Origin of the sequence: Alcaligenes sp. Me129 (assembly GCF_050487245.1) — a bacterium.
In the GTDB taxonomy this organism is placed as follows: domain Bacteria; phylum Pseudomonadota; class Gammaproteobacteria; order Burkholderiales; family Burkholderiaceae_B; genus Alcaligenes; species Alcaligenes phenolicus.
On the sequence record NZ_JBKQGX010000016.1, the window covers coordinates 17459 to 40418 of the forward strand.

24 protein-coding genes are annotated in these 22960 nt (G+C 57.1%); 19 read left to right on the forward strand and 5 right to left on the reverse strand.

What is annotated here, in order from left to right; genetic code table 11:
- Positions 1-10 precede the first annotated feature (10 nt).
- Both ACLPGZ_RS15310 and ACLPGZ_RS15315 read left to right on the forward strand, forming a co-directional pair.
- On the forward strand, positions 11-1417 hold the full coding sequence (locus ACLPGZ_RS15310; protein ID WP_239054976.1) for a DUF2868 domain-containing protein: 1407 nt from the start codon (positions 11-13) through the stop codon (positions 1415-1417).
- Positions 1414-2862 carry a DUF3482 domain-containing protein gene (locus ACLPGZ_RS15315; protein ID WP_254500088.1) on the forward strand — a complete coding sequence of 483 codons (1449 nt, stop codon included), beginning with the start codon at positions 1414-1416 and terminating at the stop codon, positions 2860-2862. Before ACLPGZ_RS15310 ends, ACLPGZ_RS15315 begins: the two co-directional genes overlap by 4 nt.
- A gap of 11 nt (positions 2863-2873) precedes the next feature.
- Here ACLPGZ_RS15315 and ACLPGZ_RS15320 read toward each other — a convergent pair whose 3' ends face one another.
- The 3 genes from ACLPGZ_RS15320 to ACLPGZ_RS15330 form a co-directional block, all read right to left on the reverse strand.
- Entirely contained in the window at positions 2874-3317 is a 444-nt protein-coding gene (locus tag ACLPGZ_RS15320; RefSeq protein ID WP_083055238.1) for a DUF488 domain-containing protein, read from the reverse strand.
- A gap of 226 nt (positions 3318-3543) precedes the next feature.
- Entirely contained in the window at positions 3544-3792 is a 249-nt protein-coding gene (locus tag ACLPGZ_RS15325; protein ID WP_026483834.1) for a GlsB/YeaQ/YmgE family stress response membrane protein, read from the reverse strand.
- A 150-nt stretch (positions 3793-3942) separates the two neighbouring features.
- Positions 3943-5511: an amidase gene (locus ACLPGZ_RS15330; protein ID WP_429641636.1), complete on the reverse strand. Its 1569-nt coding sequence runs from the start codon at positions 5509-5511 to the stop codon at positions 3943-3945.
- 142 nt (positions 5512-5653) lie between these two features.
- On the opposite strand from ACLPGZ_RS15330, the gene ACLPGZ_RS15335 reads away from it, so the two are divergent.
- The 8 genes from ACLPGZ_RS15335 (at position 5654) to ACLPGZ_RS15370 (ending at position 12640) form a co-directional block, all read left to right on the forward strand.
- Positions 5654-6550 (forward strand): LysR family transcriptional regulator, encoded by an 897-nt coding sequence (locus ACLPGZ_RS15335; protein WP_009460224.1) that lies wholly within the window; start codon positions 5654-5656, stop codon positions 6548-6550.
- A gap of 45 nt (positions 6551-6595) precedes the next feature.
- Positions 6596-7195 (forward strand): 2'-5' RNA ligase family protein, encoded by a 600-nt coding sequence (locus tag ACLPGZ_RS15340; protein WP_429641638.1) that lies wholly within the window; start codon positions 6596-6598, stop codon positions 7193-7195.
- Entirely contained in the window at positions 7192-8130 is a 939-nt protein-coding gene (locus ACLPGZ_RS15345) for a LysR family transcriptional regulator (protein WP_009460222.1), read from the forward strand. The genes ACLPGZ_RS15340 and ACLPGZ_RS15345 overlap by 4 nt, the downstream gene beginning before the upstream one ends.
- 197 nt (positions 8131-8327) lie before the next feature.
- Positions 8328-9002 (forward strand): hypothetical protein, encoded by a 675-nt coding sequence (locus ACLPGZ_RS15350; RefSeq protein ID WP_429641640.1) that lies wholly within the window; start codon positions 8328-8330, stop codon positions 9000-9002.
- 37 nt (positions 9003-9039) lie between these two features.
- Positions 9040-10008 carry a TRAP transporter substrate-binding protein gene (locus ACLPGZ_RS15355; protein WP_009460211.1) on the forward strand — a complete coding sequence of 323 codons (969 nt, stop codon included), beginning with the start codon at positions 9040-9042 and terminating at the stop codon, positions 10006-10008.
- A 15-nt stretch (positions 10009-10023) separates the two neighbouring features.
- A complete protein-coding gene (locus ACLPGZ_RS15360; RefSeq protein WP_035268627.1) occupies positions 10024-10515 on the forward strand; it encodes a TRAP transporter small permease in 492 nt (163 codons plus the stop codon).
- Positions 10508-11803, forward strand: a complete 1296-nt coding sequence (locus ACLPGZ_RS15365; protein WP_035268625.1) for a TRAP transporter large permease — start codon at positions 10508-10510, stop codon at positions 11801-11803. The genes ACLPGZ_RS15360 and ACLPGZ_RS15365 overlap by 8 nt, the downstream gene beginning before the upstream one ends.
- Positions 11804-11821: 18 nt before the next feature.
- On the forward strand, positions 11822-12640 hold the full coding sequence (locus tag ACLPGZ_RS15370) for an NHL repeat-containing protein (protein ID WP_239054979.1): 819 nt from the start codon (positions 11822-11824) through the stop codon (positions 12638-12640).
- 42 nt (positions 12641-12682) lie between these two features.
- Here ACLPGZ_RS15370 and ACLPGZ_RS15375 read toward each other — a convergent pair whose 3' ends face one another.
- Entirely contained in the window at positions 12683-14317 is a 1635-nt protein-coding gene (locus ACLPGZ_RS15375) for a DNA cytosine methyltransferase (RefSeq protein ID WP_239054980.1), read from the reverse strand.
- Positions 14318-14373: 56 nt separating this feature from the next.
- Here ACLPGZ_RS15375 and ACLPGZ_RS15380 point away from each other — a divergent pair, with 56 nt between their 5' ends.
- The 6 genes from ACLPGZ_RS15380 (at position 14374) to ACLPGZ_RS15405 (ending at position 18719) form a co-directional block, all read left to right on the forward strand.
- Positions 14374-14799 (forward strand): very short patch repair endonuclease, encoded by a 426-nt coding sequence (locus ACLPGZ_RS15380; protein ID WP_239054981.1) that lies wholly within the window; start codon positions 14374-14376, stop codon positions 14797-14799.
- A gap of 97 nt (positions 14800-14896) precedes the next feature.
- Entirely contained in the window at positions 14897-16033 is a 1137-nt protein-coding gene (locus ACLPGZ_RS15385; RefSeq protein WP_009460199.1) for an ABC transporter permease, read from the forward strand.
- On the forward strand, positions 16027-16824 hold the full coding sequence (locus ACLPGZ_RS15390) for an ABC transporter ATP-binding protein (RefSeq protein ID WP_035268622.1): 798 nt from the start codon (positions 16027-16029) through the stop codon (positions 16822-16824). The genes ACLPGZ_RS15385 and ACLPGZ_RS15390 overlap by 7 nt, the downstream gene beginning before the upstream one ends.
- A complete protein-coding gene (locus ACLPGZ_RS15395) occupies positions 16824-17741 on the forward strand; it encodes an MlaD family protein (protein WP_239054982.1) in 918 nt (305 codons plus the stop codon). The genes ACLPGZ_RS15390 and ACLPGZ_RS15395 overlap by 1 nt, the downstream gene beginning before the upstream one ends.
- Positions 17738-18373 (forward strand): ABC-type transport auxiliary lipoprotein family protein, encoded by a 636-nt coding sequence (locus tag ACLPGZ_RS15400; RefSeq protein ID WP_035268616.1) that lies wholly within the window; start codon positions 17738-17740, stop codon positions 18371-18373. The genes ACLPGZ_RS15395 and ACLPGZ_RS15400 overlap by 4 nt, the downstream gene beginning before the upstream one ends.
- 4 nt (positions 18374-18377) lie before the next feature.
- On the forward strand, positions 18378-18719 hold the full coding sequence (locus ACLPGZ_RS15405) for a hypothetical protein (RefSeq protein ID WP_239054983.1): 342 nt from the start codon (positions 18378-18380) through the stop codon (positions 18717-18719).
- A 196-nt stretch (positions 18720-18915) separates the two neighbouring features.
- Here ACLPGZ_RS15405 and ACLPGZ_RS15410 read toward each other — a convergent pair whose 3' ends face one another.
- On the reverse strand, positions 18916-19596 hold the full coding sequence (locus ACLPGZ_RS15410) for an HAD family hydrolase (RefSeq protein ID WP_035268613.1): 681 nt from the start codon (positions 19594-19596) through the stop codon (positions 18916-18918).
- A 206-nt stretch (positions 19597-19802) separates the two neighbouring features.
- On the opposite strand from ACLPGZ_RS15410, the gene dctP reads away from it, so the two are divergent.
- From dctP to ACLPGZ_RS15425, 3 genes are all read left to right on the forward strand, one after another.
- Positions 19803-20777, forward strand: coding sequence for a TRAP transporter substrate-binding protein DctP (gene dctP, locus ACLPGZ_RS15415; protein WP_239054984.1), 975 nt, complete (start codon positions 19803-19805; stop codon positions 20775-20777).
- A gap of 132 nt (positions 20778-20909) precedes the next feature.
- The gene (locus ACLPGZ_RS15420; RefSeq protein WP_239054985.1) at positions 20910-21434 is read left to right on the forward strand and encodes a TRAP transporter small permease; all 525 of its coding nucleotides are present in this window, start codon (positions 20910-20912) and stop codon (positions 21432-21434) included.
- 2 nt (positions 21435-21436) lie between these two features.
- A complete protein-coding gene (locus ACLPGZ_RS15425) occupies positions 21437-22759 on the forward strand; it encodes a TRAP transporter large permease (RefSeq protein WP_429641644.1) in 1323 nt (440 codons plus the stop codon).
- Positions 22760-22960 lie beyond the last annotated feature (201 nt).

Consider the following 22960-nt stretch of genomic DNA (forward strand, 5'->3'; position numbering starts at 1 on the left):
GGCCAGTGCCATGAAACCGTCTGAATCCGTCGGCTCCTGGCAGCAGCAAACTCTGGTTGAAGCCATACGTTTGCGCGAGACCCTGTGGGGGCCTGTTGAAGACCTGTCTGAATCGCGCCGTGCGCGGGCGGCCGGCGGCTCCTTTGCCCAACGTGTGTCGGCTCGGGCCTTGGCGCTGGCACGACGCGATGGGCTGGAACAAGCCTGGACGCGCTGGTGGCGTGTTGCCCGCCTTCTATTGATTGCCATGGCGGTGCTGGCTTTGCTGGCCGGGGCCGGGACAGCCGCGGGTGCATTGGGCGATGGCAGTCGAGCCGTGAATGTAGTGACGGCTTTGGGTGCGTTGCTGGGTCTGCACCTACTGACTTTTATTTTCTGGTTGTTCAGCCTGGCCTGGTCGGGCAAAAGTAGCGGCACAGGCAGTTGGGCCGGTGATGCCTGGTGGTGGCTCAGTCGCCGCTTCGTCAAAGGCGACGCCAGTCTGGTTCCCCAGGCTTTTGCCGCCGTGCTGGCGCGCCGGGGCAGCCAATCCTGGTTGGCCGGTCTGATCAGCCACAGCTTGTGGGTGTTGGCCTTTTTGTCGGCCCTGAGTACCCTGCTGCTACTGCTGGCCTCACGCCGCTATCACTTCAATTGGGAAACCACGCTTTTGACGCCGGATACCTTTGTCTGGCTGGTTGAAGGCCTGGGCGCCCTGCCATCCTTGTTGGGCTTTGCCCTGCCCGATACCCTCACCATACGTAGCAGCGATGGCCTGCAAATGCTCGATGCCCAGGCTCAGGCCCTGTGGTCCAGCTGGCTATTGGGTGCCGTGGTGACTTACGGTTTGCTGCCTCGTGTGCTGGCTTTGGGCTGGAGCCTGTGGCAATGGCGTAAGCACACGGCTCGTCTGAGTCTGGACGACAGCTTGCCGGGTTTGGCAGAGCTGCGTCCTCGTTTGATGCCCGTTAGCGAGCCGACGGGTGTGGATGAATTGGCGTCGCCCGACAGAGTGGCGCGCATGCAAAACCAGCCAAGCACGCCTTTGGCGGCCAATGCACTGTGTGTGGTGGGGTTGGAGCTGCCACCAGAACATAGCTGGCCCCCTGCTTTCATGCAGGCGCAGATGCAGGATCTGGGGCGGGTGGACTCGCGGGCCGAGCGTCTGGATATTCTGGGCCGCTTGCAGTCTGCCAGCCCTCGTCATTTGTTGATGGTCTGTGATGCCGCTCAGACGCCGGATCGCGGGGTGGTGGCAACGCTGGTTGAATGGGCACAATTGGCCCAGCAGTCCGATGTGGTGTTGCTGGATGAAGCCATGGCCGATCCGGATCAAACGCGTCGTCGTAGCTGGCATGAACGTTTAGTGGCGGCAGGCTTTGCGCCTGGGCAGATTCACGATCAATGGCCTGACTTGTCTTTGAAGGAGCCATCATGAGTGCTGCGGCTTTGACGCTGGCGGTGGTGGGTCACACCAATACGGGCAAGACCTCTTTGCTGCGTACTCTCACGCGAGATACGGAGTTCGGCCAGGTCAGCAATAGCCCTGGCACCACACGGCATGTGGAAGGCGCCAGGCTGACGGTGGACGGCGAGGCTTTGGTGGAGTTGTTCGACACCCCTGGTCTGGAAGACAGCATGGCCTTGCTGGACTTCATGGATCAGCTCAGCCAAGCCGGTGAACGTATTGATGGGCCAGAGCGGGTACGTCGTTTTCTGGAATCCCCAGCGGCACAGGGCCGTTTCGAGCAAGAAGCGCGCGTGTTGCGCAAGCTGCAATCCTGCGATGCAGGCTTGTATGTGGTGGATGCGCGCGATCCGGTCTTGAGCAAGCATAAGGACGAGCTGACCTTGCTGGCCTATAGCGGGCGGCCTTTGCTGCCTGTACTCAATTTCGTTCGTAGTCCGCAGGCGCGGGTGCAGGAATGGCGCAGTGCCTTGGCACGCTTGGGCCTTCATGCCTTGGCGGAATTCGATACGGTGGCACCGGCTTTGGATGGCGAGGCCTTGCTGTACGACAAGCTGGCGGTGCTGCTGGAGACGCATGCTGGGGTGTTGCAGCAGTTGAAGGTGGATTTGGCGCAGCAGGCAGTATTGCGGCGTCGGGATGCCTTGCGCTTGCTGGCAGAGCTGTTGATTGATGTGGCGGCCTGGCGTGTCAGTACACCCTCGGACAAGGAGTCCATGGAGCTGGCGGCACAGCAGCTAAGGGAGCCGGTGTTGGCCCGCGAGGCCAAGAGTGTGCAGGCTTTGCTCAAGCGCTACAGCTTTGGCCGTCAGGATGTAGTGGCGGATTTGCTGCATTTCGAGGGCGGCCGTTGGGGCATGGACTTGTTTGATCCCCAGGCTTTGAAGGAATTTGGCGTGCAGTTGGGCAAGGGTGTGGCCGCAGGTGCCATGGCAGGCGCCACGCTGGATGTGATGACAGGTGGCCTGAGCCTGGGAACCGGGACGGTGCTGGGCGCCTTGGCCGGTGGTTTGTGGCAAGGCGCGGATAAGTGGGGCCAGCGTTTGATGGGCAAGTTGCGGGGCGAGACGGAACTTAGCGTGGATGATGCCGTGCTGCGTTTGCTGGCTGTGCGGCAGCTAAGCTTGATTGCGGCTTTGGAGCGGCGCGGTCATGCCGCACAGACGCCGATTCGCCTGGGCGAGATTGATGCCGAGAATTTCGATCAGGCCTTGCAGCGGGAATTGAATGTCTGGCGGGCGCAAGGCCTGCCGGAGGAACTGGCGCAGGCACGGATACATCCGACCTGGTCTACCTTGCGCTCAGACTATGCGCCGGATTCGCGGCGGGAGACCTGTGTGCAGAGCTTGGTGCAGCGTTTGCTGGGGGCGCGTAATGGGCCGAATGCTAACGCTGTCGGGCAGGCGCAGGAATAACAAACCCCGGATTATTTCTTTTCATCTTTCATTAAGTGCGCATAGCAAACCGGCGAGCTGGGTTCATTGCCGTCGTGTATGCGATCTTCTTCAAGCAAAGCCTGAATCACAGCCTGTTTGAGCACCGTCAGGTACGAGGTTTGCGGGTCGTGGGTGGCGGTTAGCAATTGCAGTTCGCCTTTGCGAGCCAGCTTCATCAAGGAGAGCAAGGAATCAGGGTCGTGCTTGAGCTGTTCCTGATAGCGACGCTGGAATTGCTCGGGCGAAATATCGCCCTTATGAAAGCTTTTGCGTAATTCACTTGTGGGGCTGGCCTCGTGCAGCCACTGGATGTCGCCCAATTCGTCTTTGCTCAGGCCGCGTGGCCAGAGGCGGTCTGTGAGTACACGGGCCGCTTTGCCGGCAGGCTCATGGACGGCGTCGTAAATGCGACTCAAGGTGATGGTGTAGGGCATGACTGGCTCCGGGAGCGTCAGGCTTTTTGTGTTCACGCGCTGGCGGTCAATGACTTATTGCCTATTTTTTCTGTGGGTCAGAGTCGCGTATCGACAGGTATCGGCGAATCGAGCCTCATGCAGACTAGCAAATTGTTGTGTAGCAGCCTTGCAGCCGTGTGTGGTGAGGTTTCGGATCGCCAATCACATAAGCTGCAAGGCTGCTGTTTTGTATTTATACGGCGTTTTACGCTTTCTTGCTGACCAGTCCGTAGACAAACAGGACGATGATGGCACCCACAATGGAACCGATCCAGCCTGCGCCTTCACCAGGCACGTACCAGCCCATGGTTTGTCCCAGGTAGCCTGCGACAAAGGAGCCGACAATACCCAGGATGGTGGTCATTATCCATCCCATTTTTTGATCGCCAGGCATGATGGCTCGTGCCAGCAAGCCTACGATAAAGCCCACAATAATCATGGAGATAATACCCATCGTGCTACTCCTGTTCTGTGTTTGCCGGTCTGGGATTCGGACCGCTCTGCTTATCTTAGGTATGGAGTTTTTAGGCGTCTATCGTTTTGCGTTTTTGAAACAGTTAAAAACGTCAGGTTTTGTAAATGGATGGTGTGTAATCAGCTTTGCTTAAGTCAGCAAGGCAGGTTTACGCTTTTGCACCCACTGTGTGGCCTGCTCATAGGCGTAGGACAACTGCAGCACCGCCATATCGGCCTGGGCAGGGCCCATGATCTGCAAGCCCATGGGCAATCCGGCTTCGTTAAAGCCCGCAGGCACGTTCATGACGGGCAGCCCTGCCAGAGAGCCGCCGATCACGATTTCCATCCAGCGGTGGTAGGTGTCCATTCTGCGCCCGGCGATTTCGCCAGGCCAGTGGGTGGTGCCAGCAAAGGGGAAGACCTGGGCGGTAGGCAGCACCAGATAGTCGTAGGTCTGGAACAGCTTGCGCAGGCTTTCGTACCATTTGCTGCGGTTGATGGAGGCTTGATAGACCTGCGCCCCGCTCAGGTTCAGGCCCCCCGCTACTTCCCAGATCGCCTCAGGCTTCATTTGGGCGCGCAGTTCCGGTTTGGCGTACAGGCTCTGTGCGCTTCCGGCTACGGTGAAGTGGCGCAGCGTCAGCCAGGTTTGCCATAGCTGCTCCATGGAGTAGTCGGGCTGGGCCGCTTCAACGGTGCAGCCTATGGCTTCAAAGCTCTTCAATGCGCTTTGGCACAGGTCCATAATGCCGGCTTCCATAGGCAGATAACCGTTGTAGTCGCCCAGCCAGCCAATGCGAGTGCCTTTGAAGTCGCGTTGCAGTTTCCCGGCGAATTGTTGTGGGTCTTGACCGATGCTAAGCGGGGCGCGAGCATCGAAACCGGCCTGGGTGGACAGCAGCATGGCCAGGTCGGACACGGTACGGCCCATGGGGCCTTCGTAGCCCATTTGCTGGAAGAACACTTCGGAGGACGGGCCATAGGGCACGCGGCCTTGGGAGGGGCGAAAGCCGTAGACGTTGTTGAAAGCACCGGGGTTGCGCAGGGAGCCCATCATGTCGCTGCCATCAGCGACGGGCAACATGCGGGTGGCCAGGGCCACGGCGGCCCCGCCACTGCTGCCGCCAGCACACAGATCGGGCTGGTAGGCATTGCCGGTGGTACCGAACACGGAGTTGTAGGTATGCGACCCCAGGCCAAATTCCGGGGTATTGGTTTTACCGATCAGAATGGCACCGGATTGCCGCACGCGCTCCACGACAATGGCATCTTGTTTGGGCAGATAGTCCTTGAAAATCGGTGAACCGCTGGTGGTGACAATATCGACCGTGGCCGCCAGATCTTTGGGTGCCTGGGGCATGCCGTGCATCCAGCCCATGTACTGACCTGCTTTCAGTTGCTGATCGCGCTTGTCGGCCTGGGCCAGCAGGCCGCTGCGCTCTTGCAGGGACACAATGGCGTTGACCTTGGGGTTCACACGGTCGATGTGGTCCAGATAGGCCACCATCACTTCGCGGCAAGAGACTTGGCGTTGTGCGATCCAGCCCGACAGAGTCAACGCGTCGGCCATGATGATATCTTGAGCCGTGCCCGGACCGGGAGCGGTTTTTGCGAAGGCCTGACGTCCCAGGGAAGGGGCCATACCCGCCAGCGACAGCAGTCCGGTGGTTTTCAAAAAGCGGCGGCGTGTACCCAGCGGCGTTGGGGAATCAGTCATGTTTGTCTCCGGTATTTTTGTAGGGCCATCCAAGTGGCCAAGCCATTCTATGCAGGTACAATGCGCGGCTCAAACGCCAAAAAATCATCAAGTTGATGCGGTCTGTGCATAAGCCGGTTCAAGCGTCAGCAAGGGGACAAGCATGGACTTTCGCAAGCTACGGCACTTTGTGGCCGTTTGCGAACACGGTACGTTTCACCGGGCCGCGCAAGCTGTCCACTTAAGCCAGTCTGCCTTGAGCCGTAGCATTCAGGCTCTGGAGCAGGAGCTGGGTGTGCCGCTGTTTGATCGCAGCAGTCAGCGCATTTTCTTGACGCCTTATGGTCGGGTACTGCTGGAGCGAGCCCCCCGGGTTTTGCAGGAAGGCCGTGCCTTGCAGCGCGAGCTGGCCCTGCTTCAGGGCGAAGACGCAGGCAGCCTGCGTTTAGGCTTAAGTTCGACCCCCGCTGCGGTCTTGCTGCATCCGTGCATGGTGGCGCTGCTCGACGAGTACCCGCGTTTGCGTGTGGACGCGGTGATTGGCCGCACGCTGGAACTGATCGAAGGTTTGCGCCGGGAACGCTACGATATGGTGGTGCTGGACGTCAGCGCGGTGACTGATGTGCGTGGCCTGGATATTGAGTATTTGCCCGCCATGCAAGGCGATATGCTGGTACGCAAAGGCCACCCGCTGTTGCAGCTGGAGTCGCTGGACTTTGCTGCGATCAGCCAGTATCCCGTGGCCTGCTCCGTGATCAGTGATGATTTGACCGACCGTCTGATTGCCGAGTTTGGCGCCCAAGGCCATCCCGACAGCTTTGTACGCTTTTGTTGTGATAGCTTCAGCATTCAGCGCGATGTGGTGCTGGATAGCGATATGGTCTTGATGAGTGTGCTGGCGGCGGTACGGCGCGATATTGATGCTGGTGATCTGGTGCCGCTGGGCCTGTTTTCTTCATCCTTGTCCGGTCACTATGCCTTGGTGCGCCTGTCGGGCCGTACGCAATTGCCGGCTCTGGATATTGTGTACGATCTGGCGCGTCGCCTGTGCAGGGCCTAGGCTAGACGCCCCGCTTTCTGATCTGCCTTGTTTGAGGGTTTGCTGATGACGATTCCCTTGCCCATTCTGGACCTGAAGCAGTCAGGTGCCGAACACGTTTTTCGCGCTTTCATTGGCTGGTGGCCAGACGCGCAAACCCGCGCCTGGCTGGCGGAGCAGGCGCTGCACGCACATGCGATTTATGGCGGGCGGATGATGCTGCCTGATCACTTTCATTTGATCCTGGCGTTTCTGGACGGCAGCCGTGTGTCGGATCTGCAGACTTTGGCGACACAGATGGCGCAATGGACGGTGCCGCAGATCAAGTTGGATCTGACCATACGGGATGTATTCGAGAAGCCAAGGGTAGTGTGGGCCGGGCCGGACGAGTCGCAAACTCAGGCAATGGCCGCTTTGCAGCAGTGGCATGATGAGATCTGGGCCAAGCTGACTGCTTTGGGCTGGACGCAGCCGCCGCGTCGTTTTCGCCCGCATGTGTCCTTGTTGCGCCATGCGCGGATTGCCGCCGATCAGTCCCATTGCCATGCTTTGCCCACGCAGGCCTTTGTGGGTGATGGTGCCGGTCTGATCGTGTCCGTTCCCGCAGAGCTGCGTAGCCAATATCATCTGGCCGCCCTGATGAAGCCTGAAAGGACAGGTGCATGAATATCCGCTTTTTAGAAACCTTTATCTGGATTGCCCGTTTGGGCAGTTTCCGTGCGGCAGCGAACAAGCAGCATCTGACACAAGCCGCCGTGTCGGGGCGGATTGCAGCCCTGGAAGCCGAGTTCCAGAAAACCCTGTTCGAGCGGGGCCACCGCGATCTACGCCTGACTCCGGCAGGTCGAAAATTGATGCAGTACGCCGAGCAGATGCTGGGCATGGAGCACGATTTACGTGAAGCTCTGGCAGGTTCCAGCCGCTTGAGTGGTCGAGTGCGCCTGGGCGTGGTCGAGTCCATTGTGCATACCTGGTTCAAGGATTTGATTCGTCAGTTGCATGCGCTCTATCCCGAGCTGGAAATTGAGCTGACCGCCGAGTCCACCTTGCGCCTTCACGACTTGCTCAAGCGCGGCACCATTGATGTGGCCTTGCAGACCGACCCCATCATGGGGGACGGCATACGCAACTTGCCCATGGGCTCCATGCGCATGGGCTGGGTATGCATGGCCGATGAGTCCATGCCGGTACGCAGCGGTTTGCAGGAGCTGGTGCAACGCTGGCCTTTGGTGACCTTCCCTCGTGGTTCCCAGCCGCATCTGGCCTTGGTGCAGCTGCTTGAGCCCTTGCCTGTGGATCAGGCCCGGATTCACTACGTTTCTTCAATTGCCGCCAGCACGCAATTGATCGAAGCCCAGCCTTGCATTGCCACCTTGCCCCTGGCGGCAGTCAGCCGTCAGCTGGACAGCGGTCTGTACCAGGAAATTGTTTGCGAACATGCCTTGCCTGATTTGCGCCTGGTCGCCAGTTGGCGGCCCGACCCTTTAACGCAGACCGCTCAAGCGGTGATTGGCGTGGCGCTGGAGCGCATGCACCATTTTGCTGCCCAGCATCCTGGCCTGGCTTTACCCCCGCCAGACACGCGTGTCTTCGCGATTTAGCCTTTGAGGGTTTTCCCCTTGCCTGCGCATGTGTACTGAGCGTGGGCTTGCTTGATAATCTATATACCGCGCCATTCGCTTGATCTGATCGCTTTTTCTTATTGCCCCAGGCTGAAATAAACCGTTTGGAATCTGCTTGGCAGCCGTTGGACACTCCCACAAAGAGTGTGCAATGACCTTGATTCGGGAGGGCTGTCGTGTCTGCTACTTTTCGCACTGATCGTGATGCGCCGGGGGAACTGTTCATCTGGACAGACATCGCCCCAGAGCATGAGCAGGATTTCAATCAATGGTATGAGCGCGAGCACATGGCTGAACGCGCTGCCATACCGGGTTTTCAATGGTCGCGCCGTTATGTGCGCCAAGGCGCCGGGCGCAAGTATCTGGCCTTGTATCGCACCGAGTCCCTGCGGGTTTTTGGGACGGCAGAATACAAGAAGGCCTTTGAGCAGCAAACGGATTGGTCCAATACCAACTTTGCCCGCATGAGCAATACCCAGCGGCGCGTGATGGCGGTGTCCTTGCTGGGAGGGGTTGGTACCGGGGCTGTGGTCTTGCTGGTGCGTTTGCCGGAGGCAGCACAACTGGATGTGCTGGCAGCTCAGAGTTCAGCCTATCTGGAGCAAACCGATGGCCTGCTGGCCTTGCGTGTGCTGACGCCAGACCCAGAGCTTTCGACCCCTTTGCCGTCCGAGGATACGCAGCAGCGCAGCCTGGACCCCTACCTGGTGGCGGATCTGACCACCTTGAATGCTGCTCGTACCCTGGCTGCTCGTTTGCAGCAGGATCTGGGGGTGGCGACCAACGATGTATCCGAGTTTTCTTTGTTGTGGGATCTGCAGTTACGGGATCTGAATGCAAGCCGCTCATAAGGCGGCCATCACCTCAATTCTTGGGAGAAGCGACATCATGATCAAAAAACTACTTTCCATGGCTTGCGTTCTGGCGCTGGCTGGCACCGCGCAGGCGGCGACCAACTGGAACATGAGTACCGAGCAGCCTGATAACAACTTCCTGACGCAAAACGCGCGTGAGTTTGCGGCAGACATCAAGGCGGCCACCAACGGGGAACTGAATATCAACGTGCAATCGAACTCGGTGCTGCTCAAGCGCCCCGAGGTCAAGCGCGGTGTACAGCAAGGTGTGGTCCAGGCGGGTGAAATGCTGGTGGCGGCCATTGGCAACGAAGATCCTTTGTTCGAGGTCGATAGTGTGCCGTTCCTGGCCTCGTCCTTTGATCAGTCGGAAAAACTGTGGAAAGCCACTCGCCCCTTCCTGGCCGAGCGTCTGGACAAGCAGGGCATCGTCCTGGTCTATGGTTCGCCCTGGCCACCGCAGGGCATTTACACCAAAAAGCCGGTGGAACAGCTGTCTGATCTGGCCGGTGTCCGTTTCCGTGCCTACAGCCCCGCTACCAGCCGCCTGGTTTCCTTGATGGGAGCAGTGCCCACCACGGTGCAAACACCCGAAGTGCCTCAGGCGTTTTCTACCGGCATTATTGATGCCATGCTGACTTCGCCCGCAACCGGGGTGGATTCGCAGGCTTGGGACTACGTGAAGTATTACTACGACGCCCAGGTCTTCATTCCACAAAGCTTTGTGATCATCAATAAGCGCGCCTTCCAGCGCCTGCCTGAAACTGTGCAAAAAGCCGTGCTGGATGCGGGTGCACGTGCCGAGGAACGGGGTTGGGCCATGTCGCGCGAGCAAACGTCCAAGTTGACGCAAACCATGGCGGATAAAGGCATGGTAGTGGGTAATCTCAGCGAAAAACTGTCCAGCGAAATGCACGCGATTGGCCAAACCATGACCGAAGAGTGGCTGAAGAAAGCCGGTGCCGATGGTCAGAAGTTGCTTGACGCTTACCGTCAACCATAAGCAAGGGGTGCGTCCATGATCGTTCTGGAGCGTATGGCCAGAGTCTGCGGCGCACTGGCCGCATTCTTCCTGTGTTTGATCGGGGTTGTGGTGACTGCGCAGATTGTGGCGCGCCTGTTTTCCATGCAAATACCCGCCTCGGATGACTTTGCGGGTTGGTTTATGGCGGCGTCTATTTTCTTGGCACTGCCTTATGCCATGTTGCGCGGGGATCATATCCGCGTCACGCTTTTGCTGCAGGTGATTCCCGAGCGTTTGCATCGCCCGTACGAGCTGCTGGCCACCACGATTGGTCTGGTGCTGGCCGCCTGGTGCACTTGGGAGACGGCTCATTTTGTTTATGAGTCCTTTATCTACAAGGAAGTGGCCCAGGGCATGGTGGCGGTACCGCTGTGGATTCCGCAACTGGGTATGCCGATTGGTCTGGGATTGTTGACCTTGATGCTGTTGCGGCGCTTGCTGCACGCGGCGCAAGGTCAAACACTGGAGGCAACTGAACATGGCTGATTTATCTCAGGCAATAGTGCTGTTTGTGGTTCTGCTTGCCTTGCTGGCCAGTGGCGTGTGGGTGGCGCTGGTTCTGATCGCTTGCGGTATCTTGTCCATCATTTTGTATGCCGATGCACCGGCGGGCATTATCTTTGCCACCAAGGCCTGGGACTCTTCGGCCAGTTGGGCCTTGACGGCCTTGCCCCTGTTTATCTGGATGGGGGAAATTCTGTATCGAACGCGGTTGGCTGAAGACATGTTCAGCGGCCTGGGGCCGTGGGTACAGCGTTTGCCTGGGCGACTGGTGCACGTGAACACGTTTGGTTGCGGTATCTTTGCCGCGGTCAGTGGTTCCTCGGCGGCAACGGCGGCGACCATCGGGCGCATCTCCTTGCCCGAGCTGAAAGCGCGTGGCTATGACGACAGCATCAGCATTGGCTCCCTGGCCGGAGCAGGGACCTTGGGCCTGCTGATTCCACCGTCCATTGTGATGATTGTGTATGCCGTTGCTGCTCAGGTTTCCATCATTCGCCTGTTTGTGGCGGGGGTGCTGCCCGGCATCATGCTGATGTGCCTGTTCTCGCTGTACATCGCGATCTGGTCCTTGCGTCACCCGGACCGTGTGCCTGCTGATGTCGAAACCTTGACCTGGGGCGAGAAAATTCGCCGTCTGCGCTTGCTCTTGCCCGTGGTGCTGCTGATTATGGCGGTGATCGGCTCTATCTACGGCGGTATCGCCACCGCCACCGAAGCCGCGGTGCTGGGTGTGATCGGCTCTTTGGTCATCGCTGCGTTTGGACGATCGCTTAACTGGAAGAATTTTGTGGAGAGTTTGCTGGGGGCGGCACGGACCTCCTGCATGATTTCTTTCATCCTGATCGGCGCCGCTTACCTGACCAGTGCCATGAGCTTTACCGGACTGCCTGCGAATCTGGCCGCCTGGATCGGCTCCCTGGGTCTGAGCCAGTACGCGCTGATTGCAGTGCTGACGGTGTTCTTCATCATTCTGGGGGCATTCCTGGATGGCATCTCGATTGTGGTCTTGACCACATCGGTCTTGCTGCCTGCCGTGATCGCTGCGGGTATTGATCCAATCTGGTTTGGTATTTACCTGATCTTGACAGTGGAGATGGCGCAGATCACCCCGCCTATCGGCTTTAACTTGTTCGTGATTCAGGGCATTACCGGGCGCAACTTGTTCGAGCTGGTGCGCATGGCCTTCCCCTTCTTCCTGGTGCTGGTTCTGGCCACGGTGATTGTGACGATATTCCCGCAAATCGTCATGGTCTTGCCCAACGCCATGTAAGGGGGATGGGAGATGGCAATGGCTTACGTAACTCTGGGTTCTCAGCGCTACAAGGTAGAGCGCGCCTGGACTCAGGCGGACATCAGCAGCATCACCAGTGTGGCGGTGCTGGTTGATGGGCGCATCGCGGCCTTGCTGCGTCGCCCGGCCTGCGTGCTGGTGCTTGGTCCGGATGGGCAGGTGTCGGCGCGCTGGTCCCTGGAGGAAATTCTGTGTCCGCACCATATCAGCGCCCGGCCGCAAGGTGGGGTGCTGGTCACGGATCTGGACGGGCATCAGGTTCTGGCGCTGGACGCCCAAGGCAATGAGCAATGGCGTTTGGGCAAACCCGAGCAGCCTCGCTGGCAAGAGCCTTTCAACCATCCCACGCATGCGGTCGAGTGCGCCGACGGGGGCTTATGGGTCACTGATGGCTACGGCAATACGGTGGTCCATCGCTTTGACCCGCAACGCCAATGGCTGGCGGCATTAGGCGCGCCGGGCTCTGGTCCCTTGCAGTTCAGCACCCCCCATATGCTGGCCTGTGCCGCCGACGGCTCGGTCTGGGTGGCTGACCGGGAGAACAACCGTGTCCAGCATCTGGATGGGCAAGGCCGTTATCTGGGTGAGCTGCGCCCCATGCACAAGCCCATGGCGGTAGCTGTGCAAACAGACGGTGCGGTGCTAGTTAGTGACCAAACGGCCAGTCTGTCCTTGTTCGACCCGGATTCGGGCACCTTGGTGGGACGTTGCCGGGTACAAGGCGTGTACGGGCACGGCCTGTCCGCCGGTTTGGATGGGCGTATTTATATAGCGGAAATGTTGCCGGATTGTTTGACCTGCTTACAGCCTGCTTAATTGTCCACAAAGCAGAAGCAGTAGTCGGCGCTATGGAGGCTCTCAGGGTAATTTCCCTTGTTCGTAAGGACGTAGTGTAGAACGCGGCTCTGCTTGTCCGATCTGTTGAAAGAAGGATTGCACTATTTTCGCGATCTTGTTGGCCAGGAGAGGTGGGACTGCATTGCCTACCTGATGATATTGCTGAGTCCTGTTGCCTTGGAAGAAGTAGTTATCCGGGAATGTTTGCAGACGGGCTGCTTCCCTGACTGTTAGGCTGCGGCATTGGCTGGGATCGAAATGAATAAAGTAATGCCCGTCTTTAGATATATGGCTGGTTACGGTGGTAGCAGGCAAGTTTCCAAGTTGCACACGGAAGCGATCAGCGAATTTTCCGCTTTCCCAGTTGTCATGATTAGGACGTAAACCGTCGAGTGTGAAGTCCTGATGTCCTTTTGGCGACCGCCCGACTCCCTCAGCAAAAGCAGCAGCGTATACGTATCTGCGCAGATCACTCGTCATATGGCTACGCGCCTCGTGATTGAGCCATACAGTGAGATGCTCGTCCTCATACCAGCGATCGAGTTCTGATCGATCGGTACATGCTGATGAACGTTTGGGCACTCTCAGACCTCCTCGGGGAAGGACCTTGAGGGTCTGGGATGTGCGTTTGAGTGCTTCCCTGATCCGGGTCATTTTTGGTCCTTCAATCAAGGACGCTGCATGTTCCAGCTCGACGAGGTGTTGGACGACAGTTTTTTTCCATTGTTCCGCATTATCTGTTTGCCTGCTTAAAGCGCTACGCAAGGGCGGCAAGTTGCCAATCGCATCCGAAACCGAAACGGGAGGTTCGACTACCAAGCAGTCCGGCTGTATACCGAGTTTCAGAATATCTTCACGAATCCCCATGAGAATGACGCGATGTCGAGCCTGTGGAATTCCATGCTCTTCTGCCTTGACCACAAAGTCATGAGCGTTGATGGATGCAGGGTCGTCACCTCGACCGAAGGTTGTCTGACAGGACAGGGAGTAAATTCGATAGCCTTGGCCGGAGCATGGGGATTTCAATGCCGAGTCCGGATCCGTCAAGTCTTGCAGGATGGAGTGAAAGATCCGCTGCCCACCAACAGAGGAAGAAAGTATGCCCTTGACATTTTCCATGATGAAGACGGCAGGGCGATGTTTTTGCAGGATCCGCAGGTATTCCTTATAGAGAAAATGACGATGGTCCTCCTCTGGTATGTAGTCTACCTCTCCCCGATTTCGAGCTCTTCCGACAAGCGAGTATGCTTGACAGGGAGGGCCTCCTATCAGGACCCATGGTGTGCGCGAATCAATGCCCGCCTTGCTGATTTGCTCATCTAGCTTTTGATTATCGGCAGGATTGCCAAGCGTCAGCCGCTGTGCTTCTGTTCCCGCTTCATCCCATATGTCCCGATTGCTAGCATCATAGGGAAGTGGCGTCAGCCCATGACAATATTGATAGTATGACTGCAGAAACTGGTCAGATTGCCGTCGCTTTAATAGACGGAAGAATGCCCTCAGTCTTAGTGTCGAGTGTGCTGCTTCATCCATTTCAGCGGACACCGCAATTCGGAATGGCTCGTCGGGCAGCGATGAAAAGCCTTCGCCCAAGCCGCCCGGGCCAGCAAAAAGGTCAACGATTGGAATTGGTTTTGTAAGTTTTTCGAAGTTCACTACAGTCTGCTTTGCTAAATGGATACCACAAGAATTTATCCAGGATACCAGGAACCATGGATGTAGTCGATGTTGCTACCCGTTCAAGAATGATGGCGGGGATACGCTCAAAAAACACACGGCCGGAAGTTCGCCTGCGGCGATTTCTGCACGGAAGAGGTTTTCGATACCGTTTACATGCCAGGAATCTGCCTGGAAGTCCTGATATTGTGCTCTCCAAATACCGGGTTGTGATTTTTGTACATGGATGTTTTTGGCACCAGCATTCAGGGTGCAAGTACGCAACAATGCCACACACTAATAAGGAAAAGTGGCAAAAAAAATTTGCGGACAATGCTGTGCGTGACCAGAGAAATATGGATGACCTGATCGCGGCGGGCTGGCGCCCGATTGTAGTTTGGGAATGCGCGGTGCGAAACAAAGTCCCGGATCAGGATCTAGAGTGGATTATTGCCGAAATTCTGGCTGGACCGTGGAACTGAGCAGCTCCGTGCATGGTATCGATATTGGAAAGCTTTCATGCAAAGCATGAAAAAGTAGCCGGCGCTATGGAAGCTCTCAGAGCAAATCCATTAGACTATGCGCATGAATACGTCCGTGCCTCTGTATGTTCGTACAGATTCCTCCGGCCAGCTGCAATTGCTAGGCGATTGGTCCTTGCGTCACTACGAAGCGCTACAAAGCAGTTTGCGCTCGCTCAGTGACAAGCAGGGCCGTTGGTCTTTGGATTTCAGCGAACTGAAGTCCCTGGACACCACGGGAGCTCAAGTTCTGTGCGAATGGCTGGGTGCCGAGCGTGTGCAGGCGGCGCTGGACAGTGCGCAAGGCTTGTCCAAAGAGCGCCATCAATTATTGCAAACCGTTGCCAAGGCGATGAGCCGCATGGACCATGAGCAGTTGGTTCCGGCGCGTTGGGGCATTACAGATTTGTTCGAACGCGTGGGCCTGTCCATGGTCCACATTTCGCGCAATGTGCGTGAGCTGTTGGGTTTTATCGGCCTGACGCTGGAAACCCTGATTCTGAACATGTTGCGGCCCAGCCAGTGGCGCGTTACGTCGATTGTGGCGCAGCTGGAAGAGACGGCCTTTAACGCCGTCCCTATTGTGGCCTTGCTGACTTTTCTGGTGGGCGCGGTGATTGCGTTTCTGGGGGCGACGGTGTTGGCGGACTTTGGTGCCACCATTTACACCGTAAACCTGGTCGGCTTTTCCTTTTTGCGTGAATTTGCAGTGCTCTTGACCGCCATCCTGATGGCAGGCCGCACCGCCAGTGCCTTTACCGCGCAGATCGGCTCCATGAAAGCGAACGAGGAAATCGACGCTTTACGCGCCCAGGGCTTGAATCCCATGCTGATTCTGGTCATTCCGCGTGTACTGGCCATGTTGCTGGCCATGCCTATTTTGACCTTTGTGGGTATGGTGGCCGGGATCTTTGGCGGTGGGCTGGTCTGCGCCCTGATTCTGGATATTTCACCCACCATGTTCATCAATATCTTCAATCAGGATATTGATTTGCGGCACTTTGTGCTGGGTATGGCCAAGGCCCCGATCTTTGCCTTTTTGATTGCCGTCATCGGTTGTCAGGAAGGCTTCAAGGTGACCGGTAGCGCACAGTCCGTGGGTGAACACACGACCTCGGCGGTGGTGCAGTCCATCTTTATCGTGATCCTGATTGATGCGCTGGCCGCGCTGTTCTTCATGGAGATGGGATGGTAGACACCGCCGCTCGTCCCATTATTCAAGTACGTGACCTGGACAATCGCTTTGGCGATCACGTCGTGCACGAGCATCTGGATATGGATGTGTATCCCGGTGAAATCGTGGGCGTGGTGGGCGGCTCCGGCACGGGCAAGTCCGTGCTGCTGCGCTCCATTCTGGGATTGCGCCCACCTACTGGCGGCACAGTACGCATTTTTGATCAGGAAATAGGCACGTTGTCGCCCGAAGCCCGTTCGCGGCTGGAGCGTCGTTTAGGCGTGCTGTTCCAGCAAGGGGCTTTATTCTCCTCGCTGACGGTGGTGGAAAACATTGCCATGCCCCTGATCGAGCATATTGGATTGTCCCGGTCTTCTGCAGAACATATCGCCGCCATGAAAATGTCTCTGGCGGGTTTGCCGGCCAACGCGGCCACCAAATATCCGGCAGAGCTGTCCGGTGGCATGATCAAGCGTGCCGCTCTGGCACGTGCTCTGGCACTGGACCCGGAAATTCTGTTTCTGGACGAACCCACTGCCGGGCTGGACCCGGTCGGTGCGGGGGATTTTGACCAGCTTATTTTGACCTTGCGCGATGCGCTGGGATTGACCGTGTTTCTGGTTACACACGATCTGGATACGCTCTACACCATCTGTGACCGGGTGGCCGTGCTGGCGCAAAAGCGTGTGCTGGTTAACGACACATTGGCGCGTGTAGAGCAAGTTGATAACGACTGGATCCGGGAGTATTTCCACGGTCCACGGGGACGGGCCGCCGAACAGGCCCAAAACCGTCGTCAGGAGCATAGTTAATGGAACCGCGTGCCCATCATGTATTGATCGGGGTCTTTACCTTGGTAGTGGCTGTGGCTGCTGTCCTGTTCTCGCTTTGGCTGGCCAAGGCGGGGCAAGATGCCGAGACCCGCGATTACGATATTGTCTTTCTGGAAGGTGTGCGTGGTCTGTCTCGTGGCAGCGCCGTGCAGTACAACGGCCTGCGGGTTGGTGAGGTGCGCTCGCTGCGCCTGGACCCGAACGACTTGCAGCGTGTGCGTGCGCAAGTGTCAATTCAGGCCGCCATCCCTATTCACGAAGATACCCAGGCTCGCCTGGCACTGGCTGGCATTACCGGCCAATCCGTGATCGAACTTAGCGGGGGGACACCGAACAGCCCCTTGCTGGAAGCCACCGGCGATAGCCTGCCCATGATTGTGGCTTCGCCTTCCCCTCTGGCCCAGTTGATGGCCGGTGGTGAAGAGTTGATGACGCAAATTTCCAAGCTGCTGGAGAACGCCAATACCTTCTTGTCGTCCGAGAACTCCAAGTCCCTGTCCGCCAGTTTGCAAAAGCTGGAAGCCTTGATGGGCCAGCTCTCGACCGCTAGCGAAGGCGTGCCATCCTTGGTCAAGGAGTTGTCCCAGGCCAGCCAGCAAGCCACCACCCTGCTGTCGTCTACACAAGGTCTGGTAGACCGTCAGGGTACGCAAGCCATGAATGCCATCCAGAAATCCATGGAGGATTTCAGCCGTGCCACACAAAGCTTGAACAAGCTGTTGGAGCAGAATTCGGCCGCTATTGGCCGGGGTGCTCAGGGTCTGACCGAGATCGAACCCGCCTTGCGTGAATTGCGTCAGGTGCTGGCCGGTTTCCGTGCCGTCACCTCCCGTCTGGAAGATAATCCAGCCGGCTACCTTTTGGGTCGCGACAAATTACAGGAGTTCACACCATGATGCCCACTGTTGTGCGTCGTTTCTTGCAGGTATCGCTAGTCGGTCTGGCCGTCTTGTCCACCGCCTGCTCGGTCCTGCCTCAGGCCGAATCCCTGACGTATTATCAGCTTCCCGCTACCAGTTTGAAGGCCCAGCAAGCGCCCGCTTCGCATAAGAGCCTGATTATTCAGGTGAACCGGCCCCACGCCGAGCGCCTGCTGGCCAGCTCGCGCATTACGGTTCTGCCTCAAGGTAACGAGCTAAGTGCCTACAAAGGCGTACGCTGGGGTGACGATGTGCCCGCCTTGTTGCGTAATCGACTGGCCGATGCTTTGCGTGACTCGGCTCAGTTCCGGGCGGTGGTGCTGGATACCGAATCTGTCATTGCTGATGTGGAAGTGGGCGGGACGCTGGGAGCCTTCCAGGTCGAATATATTCAGGGCGCCCCACGGGTGCGGATTCAGTTTGATGCGCTAGTACGCGATCAGCGCTCGGGTCAGTTGATTCAGACCCGTCGCTTTGTCGCTCAACAGGATGTTGTCGGCACGGCCGTGCCACAGGTGGTTGAAGCATTTGGGCAGGCCACGGATGCCTTGTCCTTGCAGGTCAGCCAATGGTTAGCTTCTTTAACGGTCCAGGCTAATACTCTTTAATGACATGTACGAGTCACGTGATGAGCCCCTGATTACGGGGTGGCAATTTGCCAAGCGCCTGTTGGCGCATGTCCTTATCGGCATTGTTTTCGTGGCCTTTTCTCTGATGCTGGGTGCATTGGGCCATATGTGGTTTGAAGAGAATGTGCACTGGCACGATGCGGCCTTGAATGCTGCCATGATGGTCGGTGGACTGGGGCCGATGGCCTTGCCTGAAACATGGGCTGGCAAGGTATTCTTTGCCATTTATGGCGCGTATATCAGTCTGGTACTGGCCGCGACTTTCGGTCTGATTATTGCCCCTGTGCTGCATAGAATTTTGCACACCTTCCATCTGGAAGACTAGGCAACAGAAAAAAGGCCCCACACTACGCTTTTCGGTTTGCTGCCGCCCGAGGGGGCTTTTTATTGGCGGCACCGAGTCTTAAGACGGTCTGGCGGCAAAAAAGGCGCTGTGTTTTGAGCAGTTCCAAAAGGTGGGATCTCCCTCTTTTGAAGAAACTGCCTAAAACACAGTGCCTTTTCTATTGTTTCGCTGTGAATCAGCTTTGTACCCGTTCCTGCTCCAACTTGGCGATCAAAGCGGGTAGCTCGTCCATGCGGCGGAAGGTGTCACGCACACCCAGGCGGCGCAATTCCTCCTCCTTATCAGGAACCGGGCAGTAGCCCAGCACCGTGGCGCCTGCGGCCAGGCCTGCACTTGCGCCAGTCACGCTGTCTTCCACGACCAGGCATTGTTGCGGGTCAACGCCCAACCCTTGAGCAGCGGCTAGATAGACATCCGGGTAAGGCTTGTTGCGTGGCGTTTCAGCGCCGCTATAGATATGGGTGCCGAAGTAATCCAGCAGGCCGGTCTGGCCTAATTGCAGCACCAATTTGGCGCGGTCTGCGCCGGACGCGCAGGCAATCATGCCGGGTTTGTCGCGCAAGATCGCATCCAGCGTGTCCTGAATACCGGGAATGGCCATGACTTCATTTGTCAGGGCGTGGTTGCGGCGCATGCGAAAGGCCATCACCCATTCCATATCCAGATCTTTACCTGTCATCTTGCGCACGGTGGGCAGCTCGTCGGGTAGCGCCTTGCCAATGAACCAGTCATAGCACTGCTCATAAGTCATCACCCAGCCTTCTTCTTGCAACATATCCCGCAGTACACGAACCGTGATTGGCTCGCTGTCTACCAGCACACCGTCACAATCAAACAGCACAGCGGAAAATGTCATGGGTAATACCTTTTAAGCCAACAAAACTAGAAGTCTGTGATGATACAGCAGGCCGTCCGCATACAGAATTCAGGTGCAATATCGGCGCCAGACCTTATGGGCCCGTAGCGCGCTTAGTGAAAACCCCGACTTATAAATAATTGATTATTGATATATTTATATCTAAACTAAAATTTCATAACAAACATTTCTGCGGAAGTTCCGTCATGGTGAATAAAACAACTCGGGTGGTGGCAGCGGCCTTGCTGGCTTTGGGAATGGCTGGCGCGCAGGCAGCGGAAGTAACGCTGAAAGCGGTATCTGTCTTTACGATGGACACCTTCTTTACCAAGCGCTTCAAACAGTTTGTGGACAAGGTCAACACGGAAGGCAAAGGCTTGGTGCAGATCAACGTGATTGGTGGTCCAGAGGCCATTCCTCCTTTCGAGGTAGGTAATGCGCTGCGTTCCGGCGTGATTGATTTCGCCAATACCACAGCCGTATTCCACGCCAATCTGGTGCCTGAAGCACTGGCTTTGACGCTGACGGAAAAACCCATGAGCGAGCTGCGTCAGAACGGCGGCTACGAGCTGATGGACAAGATTCACCGCGAGAAAGCCAACATCACCTGGCTGGCTCGTACGACAGATGGTTTGCAATACCACATTTACACCAACAAGCCTGTGACCTCGGCAGATCTGTCGGGCTTCAAGCTGCGTGGCGTGCCCGTGTACCTGTCTTTCTTCCGCGAAATTGGCGCAACGCCGCTGCAGATTCCACCAGGCGAGGTCTACACCGCGCTGGAACGCGGCGTGGTTGACGGCTATGGCTGGCCTTCCGTAGGCGTGATGGAAATGGGCTGGCATGAAAAGACCAAATACCGTGTCGAGCCAGGCTTCTACAACGTGGAAGTGGGTTTCTTCATGAACCAGAAGAGCTGGGAAAAACTGGACGAAGACCAGAAAGCCTTCATGCGTAAGCAAATCGAGTGGATGGAGTCGCAGAACGTGACTGAACACCAGATGGCAATTGATGAAAAAGCGGCCACCGAACAAGCCGGTGTGCAAGCCTTGGTTCTGGAACCTGAAGTGGCTCGTGCCTTGCGTACCAAGGCTTACGAAGCAGGCTGGGCCGGTATCGATAAATCCAGCCCCAAATACGCCGCGCAACTGCGTGAACTGTTTGGTGGTTATCAGCCTTAAACAAGATTGCTGATTACGTAGTTTTTGACAGTGGACATTGCGCCCTTGGGGACAGTGTCCACTTTTTGATGGTGCCATACGGGCGGCAAGATGCCCGCCCTTTCAGTGACTTTGATCTGCGGAGAAGACGCGATGTCTGCTGCAACTGCCCCGGAAGGCCAGCCTTCCAACACGACCTGGGGGCGTCCTTACGCCCTGTTAATGAACGCTTGCGGAGCCGTTGCGGCGCTGACTTTCGGGCTGATGAGCCTGCTGGTTTGTGCCGACGTGGTGCTGCGCAACCTGGGTTACGACGCGCTGTCCACCAGCGTGGAAGTAACCGAATACATGCTGATCATTGCCACCTTCGTGGCAGCGCCGTGGGTGCTGTACCTGGGCGGCCATATCCGTATCGACGTGCTGTTCAACAATCTGCCCACGCCTGTCCAGCGCTTGCTGGACCTGATCTCCAACCTGCTGGGCCTGGTGGTTTGTAGTGTGCTGGCCTGGCAATGTGCCGTCGTTGCTCTGGATGCTCACGAGCAAGGAGCCATGGTATTTAAAGCCCTGGTGTTCCCGGAGTGGTGGCTGAATCTGCCTTTGCTGTTTGGCGCATCCATGTTGGCGCTGGAATTCCTGCGTCGTCTGATTTCCCGTCCTGTTGAGCAAGGAGTCTGAGCATGGAATGGCACATGGCCTTGATCCTGCTGCTGGGATCACTTTTTCTCTTGATGGCCATCGGCACACCGGTGGTCTTTGCCTTCTTGTCCGTGAACTTGCTGGGCGCGTGGCTGTTTCTGGGTGAAGCGGCTGGTTTGGCCCAATGGGCGCGCAACACCACCGCCTCTATTGGCAGCTTTTCCTTAACTCCCATCCCATTATTCGTCCTGATGGGCGAGGTGCTGTTCCACACTGGATTGGCCTTCAAAGCTATCGACTCCATCGAGCGCATGATCTCGCGCGTGCCGGGCAAATTGTCCATCGTCAGCATTCTGGGCGGTACGACCTTCGCTACCTTGTCGGGTTCGTCCATTGCCAACACGGCCATGATGGGCGGTGTGATGCTGCCAGAAATGCTGCGTCGCGGCTATCACCCCACCATGGCCATGGGACCCATCATGGCCGTAGGCGGTATCGCCATGCTGATCCCACCTTCGGCTCTGGCCGTCATGCTGGGTAGCCTGGCCGGCATCTCCATCGAACGACTACTGATTGGCGGTATCCTGCCCGGCATGTTGATGGCAGCAGGCTTTCTGGCCTACGTGGTCGTGCGCAGCCGCCTGCGTCCGCAAGACGCACCCATGAGTGACGAAGATCCAGCCACTCGTCTGAAAGGCTGGGCCTTGTGGAAACCCTTCGTGTTCAACGTCGTGCCATTGCTGGGTATCTTTATTGCGGTGGTTGGCTCGATGCTGGCCGGTTGGGCATCGCCCACTGAATCGGCCGCGATCGGTGTGGTGGCTTCGGTAATCGCCACCATCGCCTACCGTGCCCTGACCTTGAAAGCCTTGTGGAAAAGCCTGATCGAAACCGCCAAAGTCTCGGTTGTGATCTTGTTCATCCTGGCTGCGTCCACCACCTTTGCACAACTGCTGAGTTTCTCCGGTGCCAGCGCAGGCTTCCTGGGCATGATCAAGAACTACAACCTGTCGCCTTTCGAACTGGTTGTGTGCATGTTGCTGGTCCTGCTGGTCATCGGTACCGTTCTGGACCCAATCTCCATGATGATGATCGCCTTGCCCTTCTTCATGCCTTTGGCTCTGGCCGCTGGTGTGGATACCGTCTGGCTGGGTGTAATGATCCTGATCGCACTGGAAATTGGCTTGCTGACGCCACCGTTTGGTCTGTTGCTGATCGTGATGCAAAGCGTGGCACCCCCGTCCATCCGTTTGCCCCACATCTACCGAGCCGCTGTGCCTTTTCTGGTCATAGAAGTTGGCATCCTGGCCCTGGTCTTGTTCGTTCCCTGGATTGCCGTGGGCCTGCCAGGACTGATCGGCTAAGACAGAGCAGGCAGTTTGAAAGCGGGACAATAAGGATGTTGTCCCGCGAAGAAAGCTAGAGTCTGGAAAAGCTTTCCAAAACAAAAAAACCTCAGTTTGGCATCTGCCAAACTGAGGTTTTTTTATGCTCGATAGCGTTGATCACTTTTTGCCGCATATCTATGTGCAACAAAGTGATTTATGTGGGAGCGGCGCATAAGA

Bases quoted from the DNA above. Each gene is read 5' to 3' on its own strand.
- ACLPGZ_RS15310 (WP_239054976.1), top strand. From the start codon at position 11: ATGAAACCGTCTGAATCCGTCGGCTCCTGGCAGCAGCAAACTCTGGTT.
- ACLPGZ_RS15380 (WP_239054981.1), top strand. From the start codon at position 14,374: ATGGATGTAGTCGATGTTGCTACCCGTTCAAGAATGATGGCGGGGATA.
- ACLPGZ_RS15330 (WP_429641636.1), bottom strand. From the start codon at position 5,511: ATGACTGATTCCCCAACGCCGCTGGGTACACGCCGCCGCTTTTTGAAA.
- ACLPGZ_RS15395 (WP_239054982.1), top strand. From the start codon at position 16,824: ATGGAACCGCGTGCCCATCATGTATTGATCGGGGTCTTTACCTTGGTA.
- ACLPGZ_RS15355 (WP_009460211.1), top strand. From the start codon at position 9,040: ATGATCAAAAAACTACTTTCCATGGCTTGCGTTCTGGCGCTGGCTGGC.
- dctP (WP_239054984.1), top strand. From the start codon at position 19,803: ATGGTGAATAAAACAACTCGGGTGGTGGCAGCGGCCTTGCTGGCTTTG.
- ACLPGZ_RS15335 (WP_009460224.1), top strand. From the start codon at position 5,654: ATGGACTTTCGCAAGCTACGGCACTTTGTGGCCGTTTGCGAACACGGT.
- ACLPGZ_RS15370 (WP_239054979.1), top strand. From the start codon at position 11,822: ATGGCTTACGTAACTCTGGGTTCTCAGCGCTACAAGGTAGAGCGCGCC.
- ACLPGZ_RS15320 (WP_083055238.1), bottom strand. From the start codon at position 3,317: ATGCCCTACACCATCACCTTGAGTCGCATTTACGACGCCGTCCATGAG.
- ACLPGZ_RS15400 (WP_035268616.1), top strand. From the start codon at position 17,738: ATGATGCCCACTGTTGTGCGTCGTTTCTTGCAGGTATCGCTAGTCGGT.
- ACLPGZ_RS15315 (WP_254500088.1), top strand. From the start codon at position 1,414: ATGAGTGCTGCGGCTTTGACGCTGGCGGTGGTGGGTCACACCAATACG.
- ACLPGZ_RS15365 (WP_035268625.1), top strand. From the start codon at position 10,508: ATGGCTGATTTATCTCAGGCAATAGTGCTGTTTGTGGTTCTGCTTGCC.
- ACLPGZ_RS15325 (WP_026483834.1), bottom strand. From the start codon at position 3,792: ATGGGTATTATCTCCATGATTATTGTGGGCTTTATCGTAGGCTTGCTG.
- ACLPGZ_RS15410 (WP_035268613.1), bottom strand. From the start codon at position 19,596: ATGACATTTTCCGCTGTGCTGTTTGATTGTGACGGTGTGCTGGTAGAC.
- ACLPGZ_RS15420 (WP_239054985.1), top strand. From the start codon at position 20,910: ATGTCTGCTGCAACTGCCCCGGAAGGCCAGCCTTCCAACACGACCTGG.
- ACLPGZ_RS15360 (WP_035268627.1), top strand. From the start codon at position 10,024: ATGATCGTTCTGGAGCGTATGGCCAGAGTCTGCGGCGCACTGGCCGCA.
- ACLPGZ_RS15390 (WP_035268622.1), top strand. From the start codon at position 16,027: ATGGTAGACACCGCCGCTCGTCCCATTATTCAAGTACGTGACCTGGAC.
- ACLPGZ_RS15405 (WP_239054983.1), top strand. From the start codon at position 18,378: ATGTACGAGTCACGTGATGAGCCCCTGATTACGGGGTGGCAATTTGCC.
- ACLPGZ_RS15345 (WP_009460222.1), top strand. From the start codon at position 7,192: ATGAATATCCGCTTTTTAGAAACCTTTATCTGGATTGCCCGTTTGGGC.
- ACLPGZ_RS15425 (WP_429641644.1), top strand. From the start codon at position 21,437: ATGGAATGGCACATGGCCTTGATCCTGCTGCTGGGATCACTTTTTCTC.
- ACLPGZ_RS15340 (WP_429641638.1), top strand. From the start codon at position 6,596: ATGACGATTCCCTTGCCCATTCTGGACCTGAAGCAGTCAGGTGCCGAA.
- ACLPGZ_RS15385 (WP_009460199.1), top strand. From the start codon at position 14,897: ATGCGCATGAATACGTCCGTGCCTCTGTATGTTCGTACAGATTCCTCC.